The sequence below is a fragment of the Halocatena salina genome, assembly GCF_023115355.1.
In the GTDB taxonomy this organism is placed as follows: Archaea; Halobacteriota; Halobacteria; order Halobacteriales; family Haloarculaceae; genus Halocatena; species Halocatena salina.
The window spans coordinates 171058-188038 of the sequence record NZ_CP096022.1 but is presented as its reverse complement, the minus strand read 5'-3'; the positions used below and the strand labels follow the sequence as shown (position 1 = coordinate 188038).

At 54.2% G+C, this 16981-nt stretch carries 12 protein-coding genes and 1 pseudogene; 6 read left to right on the top strand and 7 right to left on the bottom strand.

Annotated features, from left to right (window positions below; translation table 11 throughout):
• Window positions 1-1046 precede the first annotated feature (1046 nt).
• Together MW046_RS17910 and MW046_RS17905 are read right to left on the bottom strand one after the other, a co-directional pair.
• The gene (locus tag MW046_RS17910) at window positions 1047-1367 is read right to left on the bottom strand and encodes a hypothetical protein (RefSeq protein ID WP_247995590.1); all 321 of its coding nucleotides are present in this window, start codon (window positions 1365-1367) and stop codon (window positions 1047-1049) included.
• A gap of 342 nt (window positions 1368-1709) precedes the next feature.
• Window positions 1710-2318, bottom strand: coding sequence for a TetR/AcrR family transcriptional regulator (locus tag MW046_RS17905; RefSeq protein WP_247995589.1), 609 nt, complete (start codon window positions 2316-2318; stop codon window positions 1710-1712).
• Window positions 2319-2758: 440 nt separating this feature from the next.
• Between MW046_RS17905 and MW046_RS17900 the strand changes: the two genes are divergently transcribed.
• The 5 genes from MW046_RS17900 (at window position 2759) to MW046_RS17880 (ending at window position 9477) form a co-directional block, all read left to right on the top strand.
• Window positions 2759-3925: a cytochrome P450 gene (locus MW046_RS17900; RefSeq protein WP_247995588.1), complete on the top strand. Its 1167-nt coding sequence runs from the start codon at window positions 2759-2761 to the stop codon at window positions 3923-3925.
• A 72-nt stretch (window positions 3926-3997) separates the two neighbouring features.
• Window positions 3998-5101: a Gfo/Idh/MocA family protein gene (locus MW046_RS17895; protein WP_247995587.1), complete on the top strand. Its 1104-nt coding sequence runs from the start codon at window positions 3998-4000 to the stop codon at window positions 5099-5101.
• A complete protein-coding gene (locus MW046_RS17890; RefSeq protein ID WP_247995875.1) occupies window positions 5102-5851 on the top strand; it encodes a hydroxypyruvate isomerase family protein in 750 nt (249 codons plus the stop codon). It abuts the gene before it with no gap.
• Window positions 5852-6923: 1072 nt separating this feature from the next.
• A complete protein-coding gene (locus MW046_RS17885; RefSeq protein WP_247995874.1) occupies window positions 6924-8543 on the top strand; it encodes an acetate--CoA ligase in 1620 nt (539 codons plus the stop codon).
• A 163-nt stretch (window positions 8544-8706) separates the two neighbouring features.
• The gene (locus MW046_RS17880) at window positions 8707-9477 is read left to right on the top strand and encodes an SDR family NAD(P)-dependent oxidoreductase (RefSeq protein WP_247995873.1); all 771 of its coding nucleotides are present in this window, start codon (window positions 8707-8709) and stop codon (window positions 9475-9477) included.
• A 57-nt stretch (window positions 9478-9534) separates the two neighbouring features.
• Here the strand turns inward: MW046_RS17880 and MW046_RS17875 are convergent, their stop codons facing one another.
• Both MW046_RS17875 and MW046_RS17870 read right to left on the bottom strand, forming a co-directional pair.
• On the bottom strand, window positions 9535-10305 hold the full coding sequence (locus MW046_RS17875; protein ID WP_247995872.1) for an IclR family transcriptional regulator: 771 nt from the start codon (window positions 10303-10305) through the stop codon (window positions 9535-9537).
• Between the two features lie 412 nt (window positions 10306-10717).
• Window positions 10718-11002 (bottom strand): hypothetical protein, encoded by a 285-nt coding sequence (locus MW046_RS17870; RefSeq protein WP_247995871.1) that lies wholly within the window; start codon window positions 11000-11002, stop codon window positions 10718-10720.
• Between the two features lie 27 nt (window positions 11003-11029).
• On the opposite strand from MW046_RS17870, the gene MW046_RS17865 reads away from it, so the two are divergent.
• Complete coding sequence (locus tag MW046_RS17865; RefSeq protein WP_247995870.1) at window positions 11030-12502, top strand: cytochrome P450; 1473 nt, start codon at window positions 11030-11032, stop codon at window positions 12500-12502.
• 234 nt (window positions 12503-12736) lie between these two features.
• Here the strand turns inward: MW046_RS17865 and MW046_RS17860 are convergent, their stop codons facing one another.
• The 3 genes and pseudogenes from MW046_RS17860 to MW046_RS17850 all read right to left on the bottom strand — a co-directional run bounded on the left by MW046_RS17860 (window position 12737) and on the right by MW046_RS17850 (window position 16756).
• Window positions 12737-13963, bottom strand: coding sequence for a cytochrome P450 (locus tag MW046_RS17860; protein ID WP_247995869.1), 1227 nt, complete (start codon window positions 13961-13963; stop codon window positions 12737-12739).
• 158 nt (window positions 13964-14121) lie between these two features.
• Window positions 14122-14760 carry a TetR/AcrR family transcriptional regulator gene (locus MW046_RS17855; protein ID WP_247995868.1) on the bottom strand — a complete coding sequence of 213 codons (639 nt, stop codon included), beginning with the start codon at window positions 14758-14760 and terminating at the stop codon, window positions 14122-14124.
• A gap of 394 nt (window positions 14761-15154) precedes the next feature.
• Window positions 15155-16756: pseudogene (locus tag MW046_RS17850) on the bottom strand (transposase).
• Window positions 16757-16981: the final 225 nt, after the last annotated feature.

Sequence of the window (16981 nt, the reverse complement as noted above, 5' to 3'; positions counted from 1 at the left end):
TATTTTCCATAAAATAACTGTCTACTTATGTGAGTTATTCTGATATCAGAAACCGGCCGATCAACGTCTGATATCGCCATTTCTATTCATAAGGTAGAGAATTTTAAGAACAGATGCAAATCTTCGTACTGTATCGCTTTGTTCATATTCACTTCTCAGATTGTGGAAAGGGTTAATACGTCTGGCGGATATAGAATATACTATCCGACGAGAGGTGTCACTATCTTCGGTGTTACAAGGGTACGTCTGTCAAGCTCATCTGAATCATATAGAAACGACGTTCCCCATCGAACACTAAAAAATATGGCGAAACAACAGGTTGTCTCGTGACCTGGAATGGATACGCTCACTAGTTAGGTGCGTCCATTCACGACACGTTCGGGACGCGAGTACGGGGATAGCCCGTGTTCACTGATGCCCTCGGCTAGCCGCTTCATCGGGCGTTATAGAACCGTATCTACCCGTCGATAAAATTCTTTTCCTACCCACATCTTTTTCTTCGTTCTATTCACTAGACAATGGGTGTTTTAGTTCGACGGATTAGGTGTCATAGCCAGACCACGCACCTTGAAACTGATCGGCCCACAGCTATGCTGACTAGTATCGCGACTGGTGGAGAGTGCTGTACGTGGAAACACAAGTGATTATACGAAACTAAGGGATGAATAATTATTAATAAATTATATGAATTTTATATATCATTAGTAATCAGCCCGCTACATGTGGTGTGCAGGCGAACTAGATCGTATGGCTGTTGCTGCACAGCAGAGGCAGTTCGTCGAAGAACAACTACATGGCTCTATTACTTCCGATTGATATCGATACGAACAGTATGATTCCTAGTGACAGTTGATAGTGTTACTGTCGAGAGTTTCTCATGGCCCGTTCACCCGTCAGTCGATTCCCATTCTCAGATCCTGATTGTTGGTTAACTAAAGAGAACGGTATCTTTCGCCCTCGTTGACCGTATCAATACACTCCTGTGCGGTGAACTGATCCGGACGAGGCGACTGCCCAAGAGGTAGTGCCTGCCGGAATAACTTCCGTCACGTTTTCTCGCGGTCTTGGGTACAGCTGCCGATTGCTAACCACCGGTACGACCATGACCAGCCTCCTCGCGTGGCTGTGGGAGAACGAGACAGTACCACCATACGATCGGAAGGGATTTTACTGATAGAACCGCTCATCGACTGAATGTCTGATCTTGTGACCGAAGAGTTGCCGGCACCTCGAACGGCAAGATCCGCCTCTGGGACGACGGCACGTTCGACACCGTCGTCTATCACGGAACGGATGATGAGGAGAAACAGTGGCTCCACTACGAGCGCACGACGGGGGATCCACTGGAAACACGTTCGGATGCTCATTGAGTGTTAGAATAGTGATGGAAAACGGAACTGTCCACGAATTAGTGTACAAAGAATTCGATGTTTGTATCGTGGGACCGACGCTTCAATACCTGCTTGGTACGTCTGGAACCGTTGGATGCTCCTCAGTCCGCACTTCACTGGCACGTACACCTGATCCCGAACAGACTGCTCGAAGGCCTTGGTTGTGGTCGAAACCATTCATTCGAGGTTCACGACGGAGATCGAACAGGTACGTTCGACAGCTCGGTTTGGAGAAGTCGGATCTCTACTGCTGGCCTGTTACATGCCCACCGATACGACGTACTTCACCATCCACGCTGGTGAGAGCGATCGACCTACTCACCGATGTGACCTCAGCTCGGAATCGATATACGAGACGAGTGAGATGCGAACCGCAGCAGGGGCAGTCTCGCGGTCGGTCGTAACGCGGTCGATCGTCGAGCCGTTGACCGTGGCAACGATGTGTTCGGCAACACGAGCAGCCTCAACATCGCGGAACGTCCCATTTTCGATACCACGCTCGATGATTTCACAGATGGTTCTCACTAACAGCTCATTGATTTCGGTGAATTTCTCGCGGAAAGCATCGTTTCTGGTCGCCTGTGATCGCAACTCGATGAGTACCCTCTGTCCCTGAAACTCCTCGTCGTTCATCCGAAGTGGGACCAGCTTTTCGATGACGGTAGTGAGAGCGCTGTTGGGATCCTCGTCGACTCCCTCTGCGAAATCGGTTTTGAACCGGTCGACGACGAAGTCGAGAAACGCGAGCAGAAGGTCGTCCTTCGAATCGTAATGGTAGTATATCGATGCTTTCGACTTATCGAACTGGTCGGCAATCCTCGAAATCGAAAGGCCCGAATATCCGTATTCGAGCATCGCGCGGTAGGTCGCTTCCATGATCTTTCGTTCGGCGGTACTCCAGTTTTGGGTGGCTGAATCGATGGACATCAGTTGGTAGTTTCGTCGTTGTCGGTCGTGTTCGGTCTGACGATGTGTGGCGTTTCGAATGCGGTTGCACACTAGGGACAAAAAGAGGTGATAGCACTACCCATTCTATACCCTTAATGAACGGTCAGTAGGATAAAGCTTGGGGTCCCACACATCACGAGGATGAGTTGGATACTTGAGCTTCGAACGTGTTTGCAACCGTTATCACGGATACGGCAACGGTTTGTGTACCGTTCGTTCTTCTCGATACTCAGTTGTCCGGAGACGTTACTCTGTCATGTATCACACTCCGACAGCTGACGAAACGCTCGGGCGCTGCCGAGATGTCCCCAGAGTGTATTTTGGCGTCCAGCAAACGACGTGCTGCTGTAGGGAAGCGTAACGTACATGTATCAATACGGTCGAAACACTTTTCACTGATGCTGACTGAACGTTCAGTTATGGATGGTTCGGAGAGTTTCACTGTAGACCACATGCCAGATCCGATCGCTTCTCCCGAAGGACAGTTGGATCCGTATCCGTGGTATCAGAAGATGCGTGACACGGCTCCTGTTCGATACGACGAAACACGTGAGTGCTGGGATATGTTCCAGTACGATGATATACAAACCGTACTTACCGATTTCGACACGTTCTCCTCTGAACACGATATATCCCTGGGAAATGAAAGCGAGGACAGTGCGCTCGATCTCGGGGAAACGATGATCAACAGGGATCCCCCAGAACATGAACGTCTTCGCGGGATCGTCGACGAATACTTTCAACCGGGATATCTGCGTCAGTTTGAGGAGAATTTCGAAGAGTTAGCGCATACACAACTCGATCAGATCCTCGCAGACGGAACCGAATTCGATTTTGCTTCGGAGTTTGCAGCTCCGATTCCAGCGATCGTCATCGGTGAGATCCTCGGTATTCCGCGAGAGAAACGGGAGATCCTTACGGGGGTAAGACAGGATGGCGATAACACCCAACGCGAGCTAAAAGAGTACATTACTGGATTGGTTCAGGAACGCAAGGAGACCCCGACGGATGACATCCTCTCGGAGGTGATTCATGCGACACCGGACGGAAAAGAGATGACTGCGGAAGAGATATACAATTTCTGTGCACTGTTGTTGCTTGCCGGGAGTCATACGACAGTTACTCTTCTGACAAATGCCATCTGGATGTTTACCGAACACGACTTCATTTCGGACGTTCGAGTGGGTGCTATCGACCTCGATACCGCGATTGAGGAAGTGTTGCGGTATCAGCCGTCGGTCCACACCGTCGTACGAACCGCGACCGAAGACGTTGCACTCCACGGCAACACCATTCAGGAAGGTGATCGAATCGTTGCATGGGTTGGATCAGCGAACAGGGATCCACGGCAGTTCGACGATCCCGAAACCTTCGATCCGGAACGGAAACCGAATCCCCATATGACGTTTGGAAGGGGTATTCACGTCTGTTTGGGTGCGCCATTAGCCCGACTCGAGGCCAGAACCGTTCTTCGCGTGTTCTTCGACCGAATTTCGGATGTGGATGTCACGACCGATGAACGCACCCCGATCACGACGCCGACCCTTTGGGGATTACAGACGCTCCCGATCTCAGTTCGTACCTGAGCGTATCGTCCTTCTAATCCGGTACGTCTTGACAGTGACAATTATTATACGTGCTCTCTACTATCGAAGCGTATGTCTTACCGAGTCGCTGTTATCGGTACCGGCACAGAACCGGATGCTCCCGATGGAGACGGCTACGCGATGGCCTATCATCACGCTACTGCCTACGAAAGCCATCCGGAGTGCGACCTCATCGCGTGTGCGGACATCGTTCGCGAGAACGCTGAAACGTTCGCCGAGGCGTTCGACATTCATGGGGAAAACGTCTTCGAGGCGTATGACGAACTGTTCGAGGCGGTCAACCCTGACATCGTCTCACTGTGTGTACCTCCTGCGGTCCATGCTTGGATCGCGATCGACTGCATTCGGTCGGGCGTCGTCGAGGCGATTCACTGCGAGAAACCGATGGCCGACAGTTACGGCGGGGCGCGCCTGATGGTCCAGGAAGCAAGTCGTCATGATGTCCAGTTAACGTTCAACCACCAGCGGCGGTTCAGTGACGCGGTCAGAACGGCAAAGGAATTGCTCGACAGTGGTGCGATCGGCGACCTCGAGCGAATCGAATTCGCCTCTCCAGCCGGCATCTTCGATTACGGATCTCACTCCTTTGATCTCTGTAACTACTTTAACGACGAGGTGCCCGGCGACTGGGCACTCGGTCAGATCGAGTACAGCGAGGAGAACATTCTCTTCGGTTCGCACAACAAGAATCAGGCCGTCGTTCTCTGGGAGTACGAGAACGGTGTCAATGGTCTCGGAACGAGCGACAGCACTGATGGCAGGGGCCCAGCAAACGCCGTCGGCTGTCACCATCGCCTGACCGGTACCCGTGGCACGATCGAACTCGGTCCCTCCGCCGAGGACGAGGAGTTACCGACGCTGCGAATCCGCCGTGCCGGCGACGAGGAGTGGAAGGCAGTCGAGACCGATGACGGCCTGCACAGTTGGGAGTTCATCGACCGCGCCATCGCCGAAAACGTTCGCTGCCTCAAGGCTGGTGAGAAACCGGAACTTGGCGCGGAGAATGCGCTGAACGCGACCGAGCTGATCTTCGCTACGTGGGAGTCCGCTCGCCGCCGCGGTCGAGTCGATCTCCCGCTGAACATCGACGACAACCCACTCGAAGCGATGGTTGAATCTGGCGCACTGGCTCCCGTATCGGCGGAGGGAGAGTAAATGCCGAACATTTCCATCTGCATAGAGATGGTGTACGACGACGAGCCGTTCCACGAGAGAATTACGCGGGCCGCCGAGGCGGGTGCCGACGCCGTCGAATTCTGGGACTGGCGTGGAAAGGACCTCGATAAAATCGAGAACGCCGCTGCCGCTGCGAATATTCCGATCGTCAGCTGCGTCGCAGGCGGAACACTCACCGATCCCAGCGCAGCCGGCGACGCCGTCGAGACCATTCGGGAGTCGATCGAAACGGCAGTCACCCTCGGGGTTCCCTCACTCATCGTGACGACCGGTCCGGATCAGGACGGACTGGATCGGACGACACAGCGCGATTCTATCGTCGACATCCTCTCTCGGGTCACGCCTGACGCTGAAGCGGCGGGGGTGACGCTGGTTCTGGAACCACTGAATACGGCGGTCGACCATCCGGAGCACTACCTCGAAACGTCCGAGGAAGGATACGAGATCATCGACACCGTCGGCTCACCGAACATCAGATTGCTCTATGATATTTATCACCAACAGATCTCTGAGGGTAACATCATCCAAAACATCACTGAGAACGTCGACAGTATCGGTCACTTTCACGTAGCCGACGTTCCGGGTCGGCACGAACCGGGAACTGGTGAACTCGACTACAAGAACATCTTCGAGGCGATCGAGGAGACGGGATACGATGGTTACGTCGGCTGTGAATTCTCGCCCACCGGCGACGCTGATGAGGCGATAGCTGCGGTTCTGAACTGGTAACGGGAGCTGCCGACGACCCGTAGCAAGACGAGGGAGGTCGTCGACGAACATACCGGTGAGTTCTCTAAACTGTGTACGGATATTCGTGACGAGATTGAACGAGCGCATTGCCCCTACACAGTGTTCCCTTCGAAAAGGGAAGTCAACGTCGTGTTTGAGGTATTACGAACGGTGTCACTGTCACCACGACCGGCTCGTAGCTGTCCGGTATAATCGGATAGTAAACTCAGTTTATTTGTATGATTACATTATTACATTAATTAAGTTATGATGTAGATCTATCGAGTTACGGATCCCGAGCTGTATAGGGGCGGACAAAAAGTCCCACCAGTGGCCTCGTATGGGCTTCTCAGAGCTGAACGATCGCAACCAGATCATCAGGAGGCTACCGTCCACTCATATTGCACTGATCCATTCGGTAATGACGGATGAACTGTCCCGAAGATGCGATACGCGATGCGATCGTCGTAGACGTTCGATCGGTGCCCACTGTAGTTTCGGCAACTGGGACTTATCGGTCTACTTGTGGTCGTCATACCTTGCCCGACTCAGAACAGCGATCGCTCTCGGGTTACAGACGTACGTCTGTAATCATACTTGGTCGAGACGGCCAGAAACAAACCATAGACCGATTTGAAATACGACCAATACTTTTCGTGCGGAACACCCGCTGTGGAATAGTGCTATTTGACTTGTGGTTGTCTGTAACGGCGAGGTGATTTGCCAATTCGTTCCACGAAGTGAAAGCGGTTTAGCGCGTCCATTCGAATATACCTCGTGGCGGAATTCGGGCCAACGGTCGTGGGGTCGGAAGTTGGGGTCCGTCACAAGGACTATCGGCGGACTACTGCCGGTGTGTGAGCACCGAGCGACCCATCTAATCGGCTGCTGGGTGCCCTTATACGCATATTCGGCCGAACACTGTTCTGTCGTTTGAGTGTAACGCCTTTACCGAGCGGCGAAGAACGTACCCGCGATACTGTTCAATACCATCCGTTCCCCCGGAGTATCCCCAATATGTAATTTGCATGTGTGGAGCAAGTATTAAGTGCTACTGTCTATCATTCCTCATATGGACGAACACGACCCCAACGTGGCCGAGTTCGAGTGGGATATTCCAACAGACTACAACCTACCGGCTGTCGTTGAGGACCACGCCGCGTCGTTCGAAGATCGTGTCGCAGTAATCTATCGCGACGAGCAAGGGACAGCAGCCGAGCGAACGTACGGAGATCTCCGAGACGACATGAACCGGTTCGCGAATGCGCTCGCCGACCTCAACGTCGGGAAAGGCGACCGCGTCATGCATCTGTTTCCTCGTCATCCGGACGCTTTCGCCATCCAGTTCGGCGTATTGAAACGTGGGGCGCTCCTCGTACCGTGTTCGTCGCAGCTACGACCGAAAGACATCCAGTTCCGGGCTAACGACTGCGAAGCGACCACCATCGTCTGTCACGAACACCTGACGGATATGGTAGAGCCAGTACTAGATGAGACGCCTTTAGACACGTTCATCGCACTAGACGGCGGACCCGGAGAGTGGCAGGCCTTCGATGCCCTCCTGAACGGCGAGTCCACCAGCCACGATGGTCCCGATCTCACCGCTGAGGATCCGATGAGCATCAATTACACCTCCGGGACGACCGGACAGCCCAAACCTGTCATGCACAAGCATCGGTGGATGCATGCGTTTAATGCCGTGAACGGCCCACATTGGTGGGGATTCGACGAAAGCACCGACGTGGATGACGAGCTCATGTGGGCGACCACGGGTACGGGGTGGGCAAAGTGGTTCTGGAGTCCGGTCGGCGTCGGTGTGACCTCGGGCGCTACCCAACTCCTCTATGAGGGTGAGTTCGAACCCGAAACCTTCCTCGATATCATGGCTGACGAGGGCGTCACGAAGCTCTGTGCCGTTCCCACGCAGTACCGCATGTTTACCCAGGAAAACCTCTCGAATTGGGATCTCGAACTGACCGACGCGCTCTCGGCGGGCGAGCCGTTGAACCGCGAACCTATCGAGGCGTTCGAGGAGGCGTTCGGTGTCACGCCACGCGACGGCTACGGACAGACCGAGACCGTCGCACTCGTATCGAACTATCCGGGCATCGACGTCAAGCCCGGCTCCATGGGGAAGCCGACGCCCGGGCTCGGAACGATCATCATCGATACCCAAGAGGAAGACGAGGTCGAGATCGGCGAAATAGGCGAGATCGCTGTCCCTGTCGATTGTCCAGGCATTTTCGATGGATACTACGAAAACCCCGATCTCGACAGGAAGACGTTCGGCGGAACGTATTATCGGACTGGAGATCTTGCTTCCCGTGATGAGGACGGCTACTTCTTCTTCGAGGGTCGGGCCGACGATATCATCCTCTCGGCTGGTTACCGCATCGGACCGTTCGAAGTCGAGGACGCGCTCATCGGACATGAGGCAGTCGCCGAGGCTGCCGCCGTTGCGAGTCCTCACGACGAGCGCGGGAACGTCGTGAAGGCGTACATCGTGCTTCGAGACGAGCACCGAGGGGATGACGAACTCGCAGAGGAGATCCAGAATCACACGAAAAAAGAGACGGCGCCCTACAAGTATCCTCGCCGCATCGAGTTCGTCGAGGAACTCCCGAAGACGTCTAGCGGGAAAATACGCCGGATTCAGCTGCGAAAACAGGAACAGGACCGCCAGAGCGATTGAGTGCCGTGATTAGGATGGCGGCGTTCGGAGCCGTGATCCGCGGCATGTAACAGGGGGTGGTGTTCGCGTTACTCCGCTGCCCGGCCCACCGAGTGGGTTGTGGGATCGGCGATCCCTAGACGTTTATGAGGCTTTGGTTGAAAGTTCAACTCGGATTTCGATCATGAGAGGACTTGATGGGAAGACAGCTGTAGTTACTGGTGCTGGATCGGGTATCGGCCGCGCGACTGCCCAGCGGTTCGCTGAGGAAGGGGTATCGGTTGTGATCGCGGACATCGATACCGATAGCGGCCACAAGACGGCCAAACTGATCGATGACGACGGCGGTGAGGCGACGTTTGTCGAAGCTGATGTTACCGATCCGGCGTCGGTCGAGGCCATGGTCGATGTCGCCGTCGACACCTATGGCGGTTTAGATTTCGCGCACAACAACGCCGGCATCCTCACGAGCTTTGAAGACGTCACCGACGTTGACGAGGCCGCGTGGGATCGTCTGCTCGACATCAACCTGAAGGGTGTCTGGACGTGTCTGCGGGCGGAGCTTCCCGTCATGGTTGAGCACGGCGGTGGAGCAATCGTCAACACAGCCTCGGAATCCGGATTGGTCGGCATGCCTGGACTGGCGAGTTATTCGGCCAGTAAGCACGGCGTCGTCGGTCTCACGAAAACGGTCGCTTTGGAGTATGCCACACGAGGCGTCCGAATCAATGCCATCGCACCGGGACCCACCGAGACGAACATCGCTACGAACCTGAAAATGGCTGATGACGTCGAATCGCTGCCCTTTAGCATGGACGCGATGACCGAGGTACCGATGGATCGCGGCGCGAAACCGGCGGAGATGGCCGGCGTCGTCGCTTTCCTCTGTTCGGAGGACGCCAGCTACGTCACTGGCCACACCGTCCCCGTTGACGGGGGTCAGGCTGCGGACTAACTGCCTCGTCGCCACGTTTTCTCGCCGATAGCGCAGCCCATAGCGCCCGGATAGTCGCTACAGGTGGGTAACGAGAACCTCGAACTCCTGACAAGTGCTGTGAATCAACGCTGGAATCTCCTCCTCAAAGCGTTCGCCCGACATTCGGTGAGGGGGGCCCACGATGGTCAGGCCGCCGAGGACCTCGCCGTTCGGCCGGATGATCGCGGCCCCCACGCCGCGGGCCACCTCGTTGTTCTCACCACGATTGAACGCGATACCTTGCTCGTGGACCGTCTCCAACTCCGCAAACAGCTTTTCCTCGTCCGTGATGGTCCGGTCTGTGAGCGCGTTGAGGCCGTGTCGATCGACGATGTCGTGTATGCGTTCGTCCGAGAGCTCGGCCATGATCGCTTTGCCCGCAGCACTGGTATGTAGAGGAAAGCGTGCCCCGGTAGAAACGACTACAGGGGTAGCGTTCGCTCCTGCCTCATGATAGACAACGATCCCACGGCCGTGCTCCTCGATAATGAAGTGAACTGTCTCGCCGGTTTCTGTCGCGAGATCGGTAACCACCGGTCGAACCTGATTGACGAGGTCGTCGCTCGACCTAACTGCTCCTCCAAGTTCTAGGAACCGATAGCCCAGCCGGTACCGACCGTTGTGCTCAACGACGAACTCATGGGTCAGCAGCGACTGCAAGTGACGGTGTACGGTGCTGTTGGCTACGTCGATCTCTCTAGCGATCTCCGAGACGCCGGTCCACGCCCCCGATTGCAACGCCTCGATGATCGAAAAGAGCGTCTCGTCGGATTTCACTCCCCCGTCTGTCGCAGATCGTCCAGCCATAAATGCGATATGATACCTAACTTCTAATATTTTTCGTGCTGCGGAATATAGGCCACTGAATGGCAACAGATTAGTGTGTCATTCATAATATGGGTTGTTTGACTGTCCGTTCCGCAAAGCGGAATTGAGCTGAGCTGATTTTCACCATTGATAACCCGAAATTACGGTTTTACATCTGTAACGGATCGGTGGGCTGCTGTGTCTCCTGGCAGGTACGTCCATTCGAATATTCTCCATGACGGAATTCGCGGCACGGGTTACCAGCGTGGGATACTCGTCGTAACAGCCATCAGCAGGTACCGCCGGTGCGCGTCGATGAGAAATCGACGGTTCGGAGCACTCATTTTTGAAATCATCTGCTTGCAGAAGTATTATCTACATGACCAGTAGGTGCACAGTTGTAGGCGCCCGATCACGTCTCCGCCTCGAGTTCTGCCTTGATCTCTTCAGGCCAGTACTGCTTTGTAATCTCGGTCCGTTTCTCTTTGGTCATGATGATGTCGTCGTCATTGGCCTTCCGCACGGTGTCGGGCTTCCGGTTGAAGACTTCCTCCCCAATCAGCTTGGCGTCCCCATCGAACCGCCAAAACATGGAGGATCTGGTTTCTGAGACGTACGTGGCGTCCGGATCGATCTCGTCTTTCTCGAAGTCCCATCCCCATTCGATCCCGAACTGGTCTGGGTCAGTGAGTAGCATTTCGCCGGTCGGAAAACTCACGGACGTGTGGTAGGAGCCCAAACCCCAGTCCTCGACGAACAGTATCTCGTCGTAGAGGCACGACGAAAACGGGAGCTCGTAGAACGTGTTGACATAGAAGTCCTGCTTGACCGCTTTCTCTCCCTCGAAGACCGTTTTGCCCCCCTTGCCAACGTAGAAGACGTCGCTCGGTTCGCACTGGCGGTCGGCCCGAACGCTCTTGGGAATTACAAAACTACATTCACAATAAAACTTACAGCTTTCCCGAAACCGCCTATTAGTATGGAAATGCAGGCGAATCCAAACCCTGAGCTAGATGAAAAACTTCCTACTGAAATCGATTCCATCGAGGCCCAGCGCAATCCGTACTCTTGGTACAAGGAGATGCGAGAGACCAACCCGATTCGATACGACGAGAACCGCAAACGGTGGGACGTGTTTCGCTACGACGATGTCGAGCGTATCCTCACGAACCATGAGACGTTCATCTCATCAAAGATATCTGATATCGATCCGGTCGGAGCCTTCGGCGCGAGGGTCTTCGGCGACACGGACCTACCCGACCACCAACGGCAGCGAGGGGCCGTTGACGACTTCTTCCGGCCGGGGAAACTGCGGGACTTCCGTCCGGAACTCCGAACGAAGGTCGACAAACTACTCGACCAAGTGTTGGAAACCGGCAGTGCCATCGACGTTGCCAACGAATTGTCCACGCCGATCACCGTTTGGTCGATCACCGAGATTCTTGGTGTCCCAAGCGACCACACAGATCAACTCACGGAACTCGTGACCGAAGTCCTGGATACCACGGAAGCCGAGCCGATGACCATCACGGTGGACGGCAAAACGTTCGGTCCCGGAGGGCACGATGTAATGGAGGCGTATTTCAAGTATCTACTCGATAAGCGCGCCCGAGACCCAAAAGATGGCGTCATTTCGAGGATCGCACAGGCGGACGACCTATCGGAAGAAGAACAGTATTGGATGACGATCTTTCTGTACTCTGCCGGCGTCGAGACGTCAGCAAAAAGTATCGACATCGCCCTCTGGACGTTCGCGGAAGAGGATGTGTACTCCCAACTCCGAGACGGCAAGATCAACCAGAAACTGGCATTCGAGGAATCGCTCCGGTATCGGACGGCACTCCAGTCGATGGCGGGCCGCTCTCCCGTCGAAGATGTCGAAATAAACGGGACGATAATCCCAGAAGGAGACCAGATCTGTCTATGGGTCGGGTCGGCGAACCGGGACGAACGGAAGTTCGATGATCCCGATGAGTTCGACCCCAAACGCAAACCGAATCCCCACATTTCGTTCGGCAAGGGACTCCACTACTGTCTCGGTGCACCACTAGCGTTACTCGAAGGTGACATCGTCATTGAAGCTATTACAGACCGCGTCAAGTCGATCGAATGCGCGGTTGAGTTCGATGAACTGCAGCCGGGGTTCAATCCGCGGATCTACGGATTCGACGAAGTACCGATGCACTTCTACACGTGAGACTGGACCAGTGAAACCGACGAGGCAGACCGCAAGACAGCACGTGAAAAGCACGGTAGCTCCGAGCAGTTCTCGGCGCCTCGTAGCTCCACTCGCAGTACCACTTGCTATGACCTCGACCTGATATCCCAGACCAACTAGCAGACCGGTAAACGTCCTCTCGCGAGAAAATTGTGTCCCTCGCGTCCATGAGATTCACAGAAATATATCATTCTTCAATCCGCGACCAGTACCCTATTCCCCAGACAGGGTATTCCTGTGCACTTCACAGGGAAGGGATTCGAGACCGTAAAGGCTGTTCAACGGCTCTAAATCCGAGAGATCCGCATCCAGTCGGTCGAAGCGAGCGAGGAGTTGTTTCAGGGCTACATCCGCTTCCATGCGTGCCAGATGTGCGCCCAGACAGAAGTGTACCCCAGTACCGAATGCAATGTGTCGGTTTGGCTTCCGCTCGGACCGGAATGTCTCAGGAGAATCGAAGATCGCTGGATCGCGGTTCGCAGCACCCAGCCAGAGTGTGACGACATCTCCGGTCTGGATAGACCGGCCGTTTAACTCGACATCTTTGATGGCGATACGTTTCAATGATTGAATCGGAGACCGATATCGAAGCACTTCTTCGACGGTCTGTTCCCGGTCAACGTCTCCTGTCCGAACAGCGTTCGTCATCTCCTGTTCTTCGAGGGTCCAGATCGCATTGGTGAGGAGATTCGTCGTGGTGATGTTACCCGCTAGGAGGAGGAGGATACAGAACCCGACTTTTTCTCCCCTAGATAAGTCCTCCGCGTTCGCAATGAGCGTGATCAAGTCGTCGCCATCGCTGCCCTGTCGCTCTGCCAGTAGCGTTGCGAAATATCGTCCCATCTCTTGTTGGGCCCGTTGCCGTTCCTGTTGTATTCGTTGTAACTCCGCCTGGGTGGTTTCCTCAGGACGTGCTACAAGCGCATCCGACCACGCCTTGAACTGATCACGCCGTTCAGCGGGGATTCCTAACAATTCGGCGATGACGATGACGGGAAGTGGAATCGCAAACTCATCGACGAAGTCGAACGCTTCGTTCCCTTCGAGATCGTCTAAAAGTCTCTTCGTCACGTTCTCCACGCGAGGCTGGTATTCCCGTATCGTTCCCGGTTGGAACCGTTCGTCGACGAACCCTCGAAGTCGTGTGTGCTCGGGTGGATCGGTCGTGATCATTGTCTGCAGTATCGATCCGGTGTCTTCGTCGTTGCTGGATGTGTCATCTTTAAAGGCGCGGTTCGCAGTGAACGCGTCGTGATCCCTGAGCACACGATTGACATCCTCAAACCGGAAGACATCCCACGTCTCTCGCTGATCGTCGAAACAAACGGGGGTCTTCTCACGCATCTCGGCGTACCACTCGAACGGTGAAAGCTGTCCGCTGTGGCTTTGGATGGCTGCTGGCGGCTGGCCCACCCCAACAACTGAATCGGAAGACTGCATGCATTAATTGAACGATTAATTAATTATAGGCCTTTTGGACTATAGAGCGTCGTGTTCGATTCTTTCGGAGCCAGTGGAGGAAACTGTGTAGCAACCAGGAATGAGATCGGACGGCTATCGGACTAATCCTGCCTTGAACTCTGTGAACCGCCTCGGAATCAAGCCCCGAGGCACTCGCTTTGCTTGTCTGTAGACAACTCATCTACAATTTGGTTCACAAGTGTGTGAACGCGATCGATAGCAGCACGGTTCGTCGTCGCATGTGTGTGTAGCCCTTGTTTGAGCAGGAAGAATATGTGCTCCGCTGTTAATTCTGGATTGACCGATCGGAATTCTCCGCGTTCCATTCCAGTACGGATTGTCCGAGTAAGTATTTCTCGGAGGCTATTTTCTACTTCTGTCGTTTCGCAACGGAAGTCATCATCCCAGATCGCGTGTGCCCACAATTCGACGAACACCCGTGAAACTGCTGTTTCTATGTTTTCAGGAGGAGATGACATAACCTTGTGTACATGATCGGGTTGTGGATGTAGTATTTGATCGATTATCATCCTGAGCTCATCTTCAGCGTCCGTAATCGGCTGCTCTGTTCGTTCGTCGACGAAAATATCAACAAATACATCAATCATTGATAGTAATAGATCGTCCTTATCGTCGAAATAATGATATATAATTGATGGGTTTTGGCCCAGCTCTTCGCCAATGTCTGTAAGCGAGAGACTTGCGTATCCGTGTTTGACGAGTGCCCGAAATGCGGCTTCTCTAATGCGCCGTTCTGTCTCCGGTGCAGTACTCATTGTAATTACATCGGCTATTCATTCCTATGAGGGTTCTGTTCCAGTCGATCGTGCGCGTCTCAGGTGAATCCAGAACGTTTTGTCTCTGTTTCGTGGAGCCAGTAGCATACTGATAGAGAGCCTTTTGTGGAACGATTTTACGAATGCCGTTCTGATCCACATGAGACAAAGCCGTTTACAGAACTCCATCCTCCAAAGTAGGGAGCCTCAGTTTCGGAATATATTCAACTTCGACAGCAATTATCAACTGTTTCGGGCTCATTTCTCTGATTTAGATCCGTGTCTAGTGATTTTCCCGACGTGCTCGGGTCGTTTATGGGAACTGGTACTAATTTATGCGACTCTGGAGAGCGTCACCACTCACGAGCCGCTACCTCGGCGATAGGTCAGTCGCTTAGTCGGGTGGAATTAACGCTGACGAAATGAGCTCGACGCACTCGCCAGCAGTCAGTACCGGAGCATAGTCCATCTCTCCGTCGACACCTGCCTTCAGCAGAAAATCAGTGAGTCGCCAGATGTTGTACAGGAGTACCGCAAAGACGAAATAGAACAGGCGGACACGGTAGTCCTTTGAGGATGTCTTCGCCAGAAAATCACCTTTGATCGATTTATATTCATTCTCGATCTCCCACCGGCGGTTGTAGCGTCAGTAGAGTGATTCGGCCTCGTCAGATCCGACCCGGAGATTCGTTGCGAACACGGTCGTTCCCGTACCATTGACCGATGGGACGTACAGGAATCGCATCGGATGCGAGCCTGTCTTAACGTGGACCGACGTCGATTCGACGGCGACCTCCTGCCCATCTGCTTCCATCGTCTCGATCATCTCCCGTTCGGAGCTGGTCATTCGCTTCGGGATGAGATAGTTCACATTCAGACTCGAGAGCGTCTGGAAGACTTGCATCGAGTCGAACTCACGGTCACAGAGCACCCTCTCAATCGGCACGTACTCCTTCACCCGCCGGACTAATCGCCGGACGACGCGGTGGATCTGATTCGGCGGATTCTCGTCCCACGGTGAACTCTCTCGGACCGGCTCGACAGCGAGGACAAGCGGAATATTCCAACCGACAATCGACAACGTCGCAAATTTGAGCGCTCTTCGGTCTCTGTCGGGGGTTCCGCTCACCATCGGCATCGCCTCGACATCGCCGTAGTACGGCACTGTCGTGATGTCGATCGCTACTGTCACTGGGCGACGAAACGACGCTTCGGATTGGATGACCGAGAGCAGTCGCTCCGTGGCATTGTCGAAGCCATCGATCAGCGTCGCAGGCTCAAACTGCTTGACTGCACGGAGGTGGGTATCCCCATGCGGGCCATACTCCTTCCCGCGCCGAAATTGGAAGCGAGCGGCACCTTGTGCAGTGCCACACCCAACCATCCCCATGAACGTCTGTAGCTCGAAAAATTGAGTATCCTCGTAGGTGGCGTTCCCGGCTCTCCCGGACTCGAACGCCTCAAAGCTATAGGTTCGGGCAAGACGGGTCGTGCGGTGAATCTCCTCGCCTGTGAACATATCTCCTGAAGCGTCTGGTTCACCAGGCGACGAACAGCCACCAGTGTCCGCATCGAGTACCTCCTCCTTTGGCCGCACGGCAGGAACAGTAATTGTAGTATCATGAATCTCTTTGACGAGGAAGTGCGCGGCTGTCGTGATGAATGCCCGGACGGCCGCGTCGAAGCGCTTGCGCCAGGTCCGCGACAGAACCGATTCATCGGGCATTCGATTCAGGCCGAACACACTAGCTCGGTCCTGAGAGCGGGCAAGCGATCGATAGCTCTCCCCTGTTATCTCACGATACAGAAAGAGTTTGAGCATACCGTGGAATGAGTAGGATGCAGGATGCCACGCCGGATAGCCGTCATTGAGCTGATCAAACGGCCCATCAATCGCCTTCAACCCCTCACCAAGAGAAGCTCCCTCGCGGAGATGTTCCTGAAGCTTGATACCAACACAATACGCATCGGTCAATCGTCCAGTTTGAGAATCCATCCCTTCCGTCGGATCTCCCTGGATCACACTGATGTTGATAGTGCGGGGATGTTCTTCGTCCACGTCTCGATCAGCGTCCACACAGAAACGGAAAAAGCCATTCCTACAAGTATTATATCAATATACGTACTATCCGTATACTCATTATCCACCCACAACGACCATCATGAGCTATTGCTGGGCCGTTGATGACAGCCGTTCTCTTCTAGCAATAGCCAGATTACG

What these genes read in the sequence shown, in the direction of transcription:
- MW046_RS17900 (WP_247995588.1), top strand. Translation starts at nt 2,759, where the DNA reads ATGGATGGTTCGGAGAGTTTCACTGTAGACCACATGCCAGATCCGATC.
- MW046_RS17890 (WP_247995875.1), top strand. Translation starts at nt 5,102, where the DNA reads ATGCCGAACATTTCCATCTGCATAGAGATGGTGTACGACGACGAGCCG.
- MW046_RS17875 (WP_247995872.1), bottom strand. Translation starts at nt 10,305, where the DNA reads ATGGCTGGACGATCTGCGACAGACGGGGGAGTGAAATCCGACGAGACG.
- MW046_RS17880 (WP_247995873.1), top strand. Translation starts at nt 8,707, where the DNA reads ATGAGAGGACTTGATGGGAAGACAGCTGTAGTTACTGGTGCTGGATCG.
- MW046_RS17855 (WP_247995868.1), bottom strand. Translation starts at nt 14,760, where the DNA reads ATGAGTACTGCACCGGAGACAGAACGGCGCATTAGAGAAGCCGCATTT.
- MW046_RS17905 (WP_247995589.1), bottom strand. Translation starts at nt 2,318, where the DNA reads ATGTCCATCGATTCAGCCACCCAAAACTGGAGTACCGCCGAACGAAAG.
- MW046_RS17910 (WP_247995590.1), bottom strand. Translation starts at nt 1,367, where the DNA reads ATGAGCATCCGAACGTGTTTCCAGTGGATCCCCCGTCGTGCGCTCGTA.
- MW046_RS17895 (WP_247995587.1), top strand. Translation starts at nt 3,998, where the DNA reads ATGTCTTACCGAGTCGCTGTTATCGGTACCGGCACAGAACCGGATGCT.
- MW046_RS17885 (WP_247995874.1), top strand. Translation starts at nt 6,924, where the DNA reads ATGGACGAACACGACCCCAACGTGGCCGAGTTCGAGTGGGATATTCCA.
- MW046_RS17860 (WP_247995869.1), bottom strand. Translation starts at nt 13,963, where the DNA reads ATGCAGTCTTCCGATTCAGTTGTTGGGGTGGGCCAGCCGCCAGCAGCC.
- MW046_RS17870 (WP_247995871.1), bottom strand. Translation starts at nt 11,002, where the DNA reads ATGCTACTCACTGACCCAGACCAGTTCGGGATCGAATGGGGATGGGAC.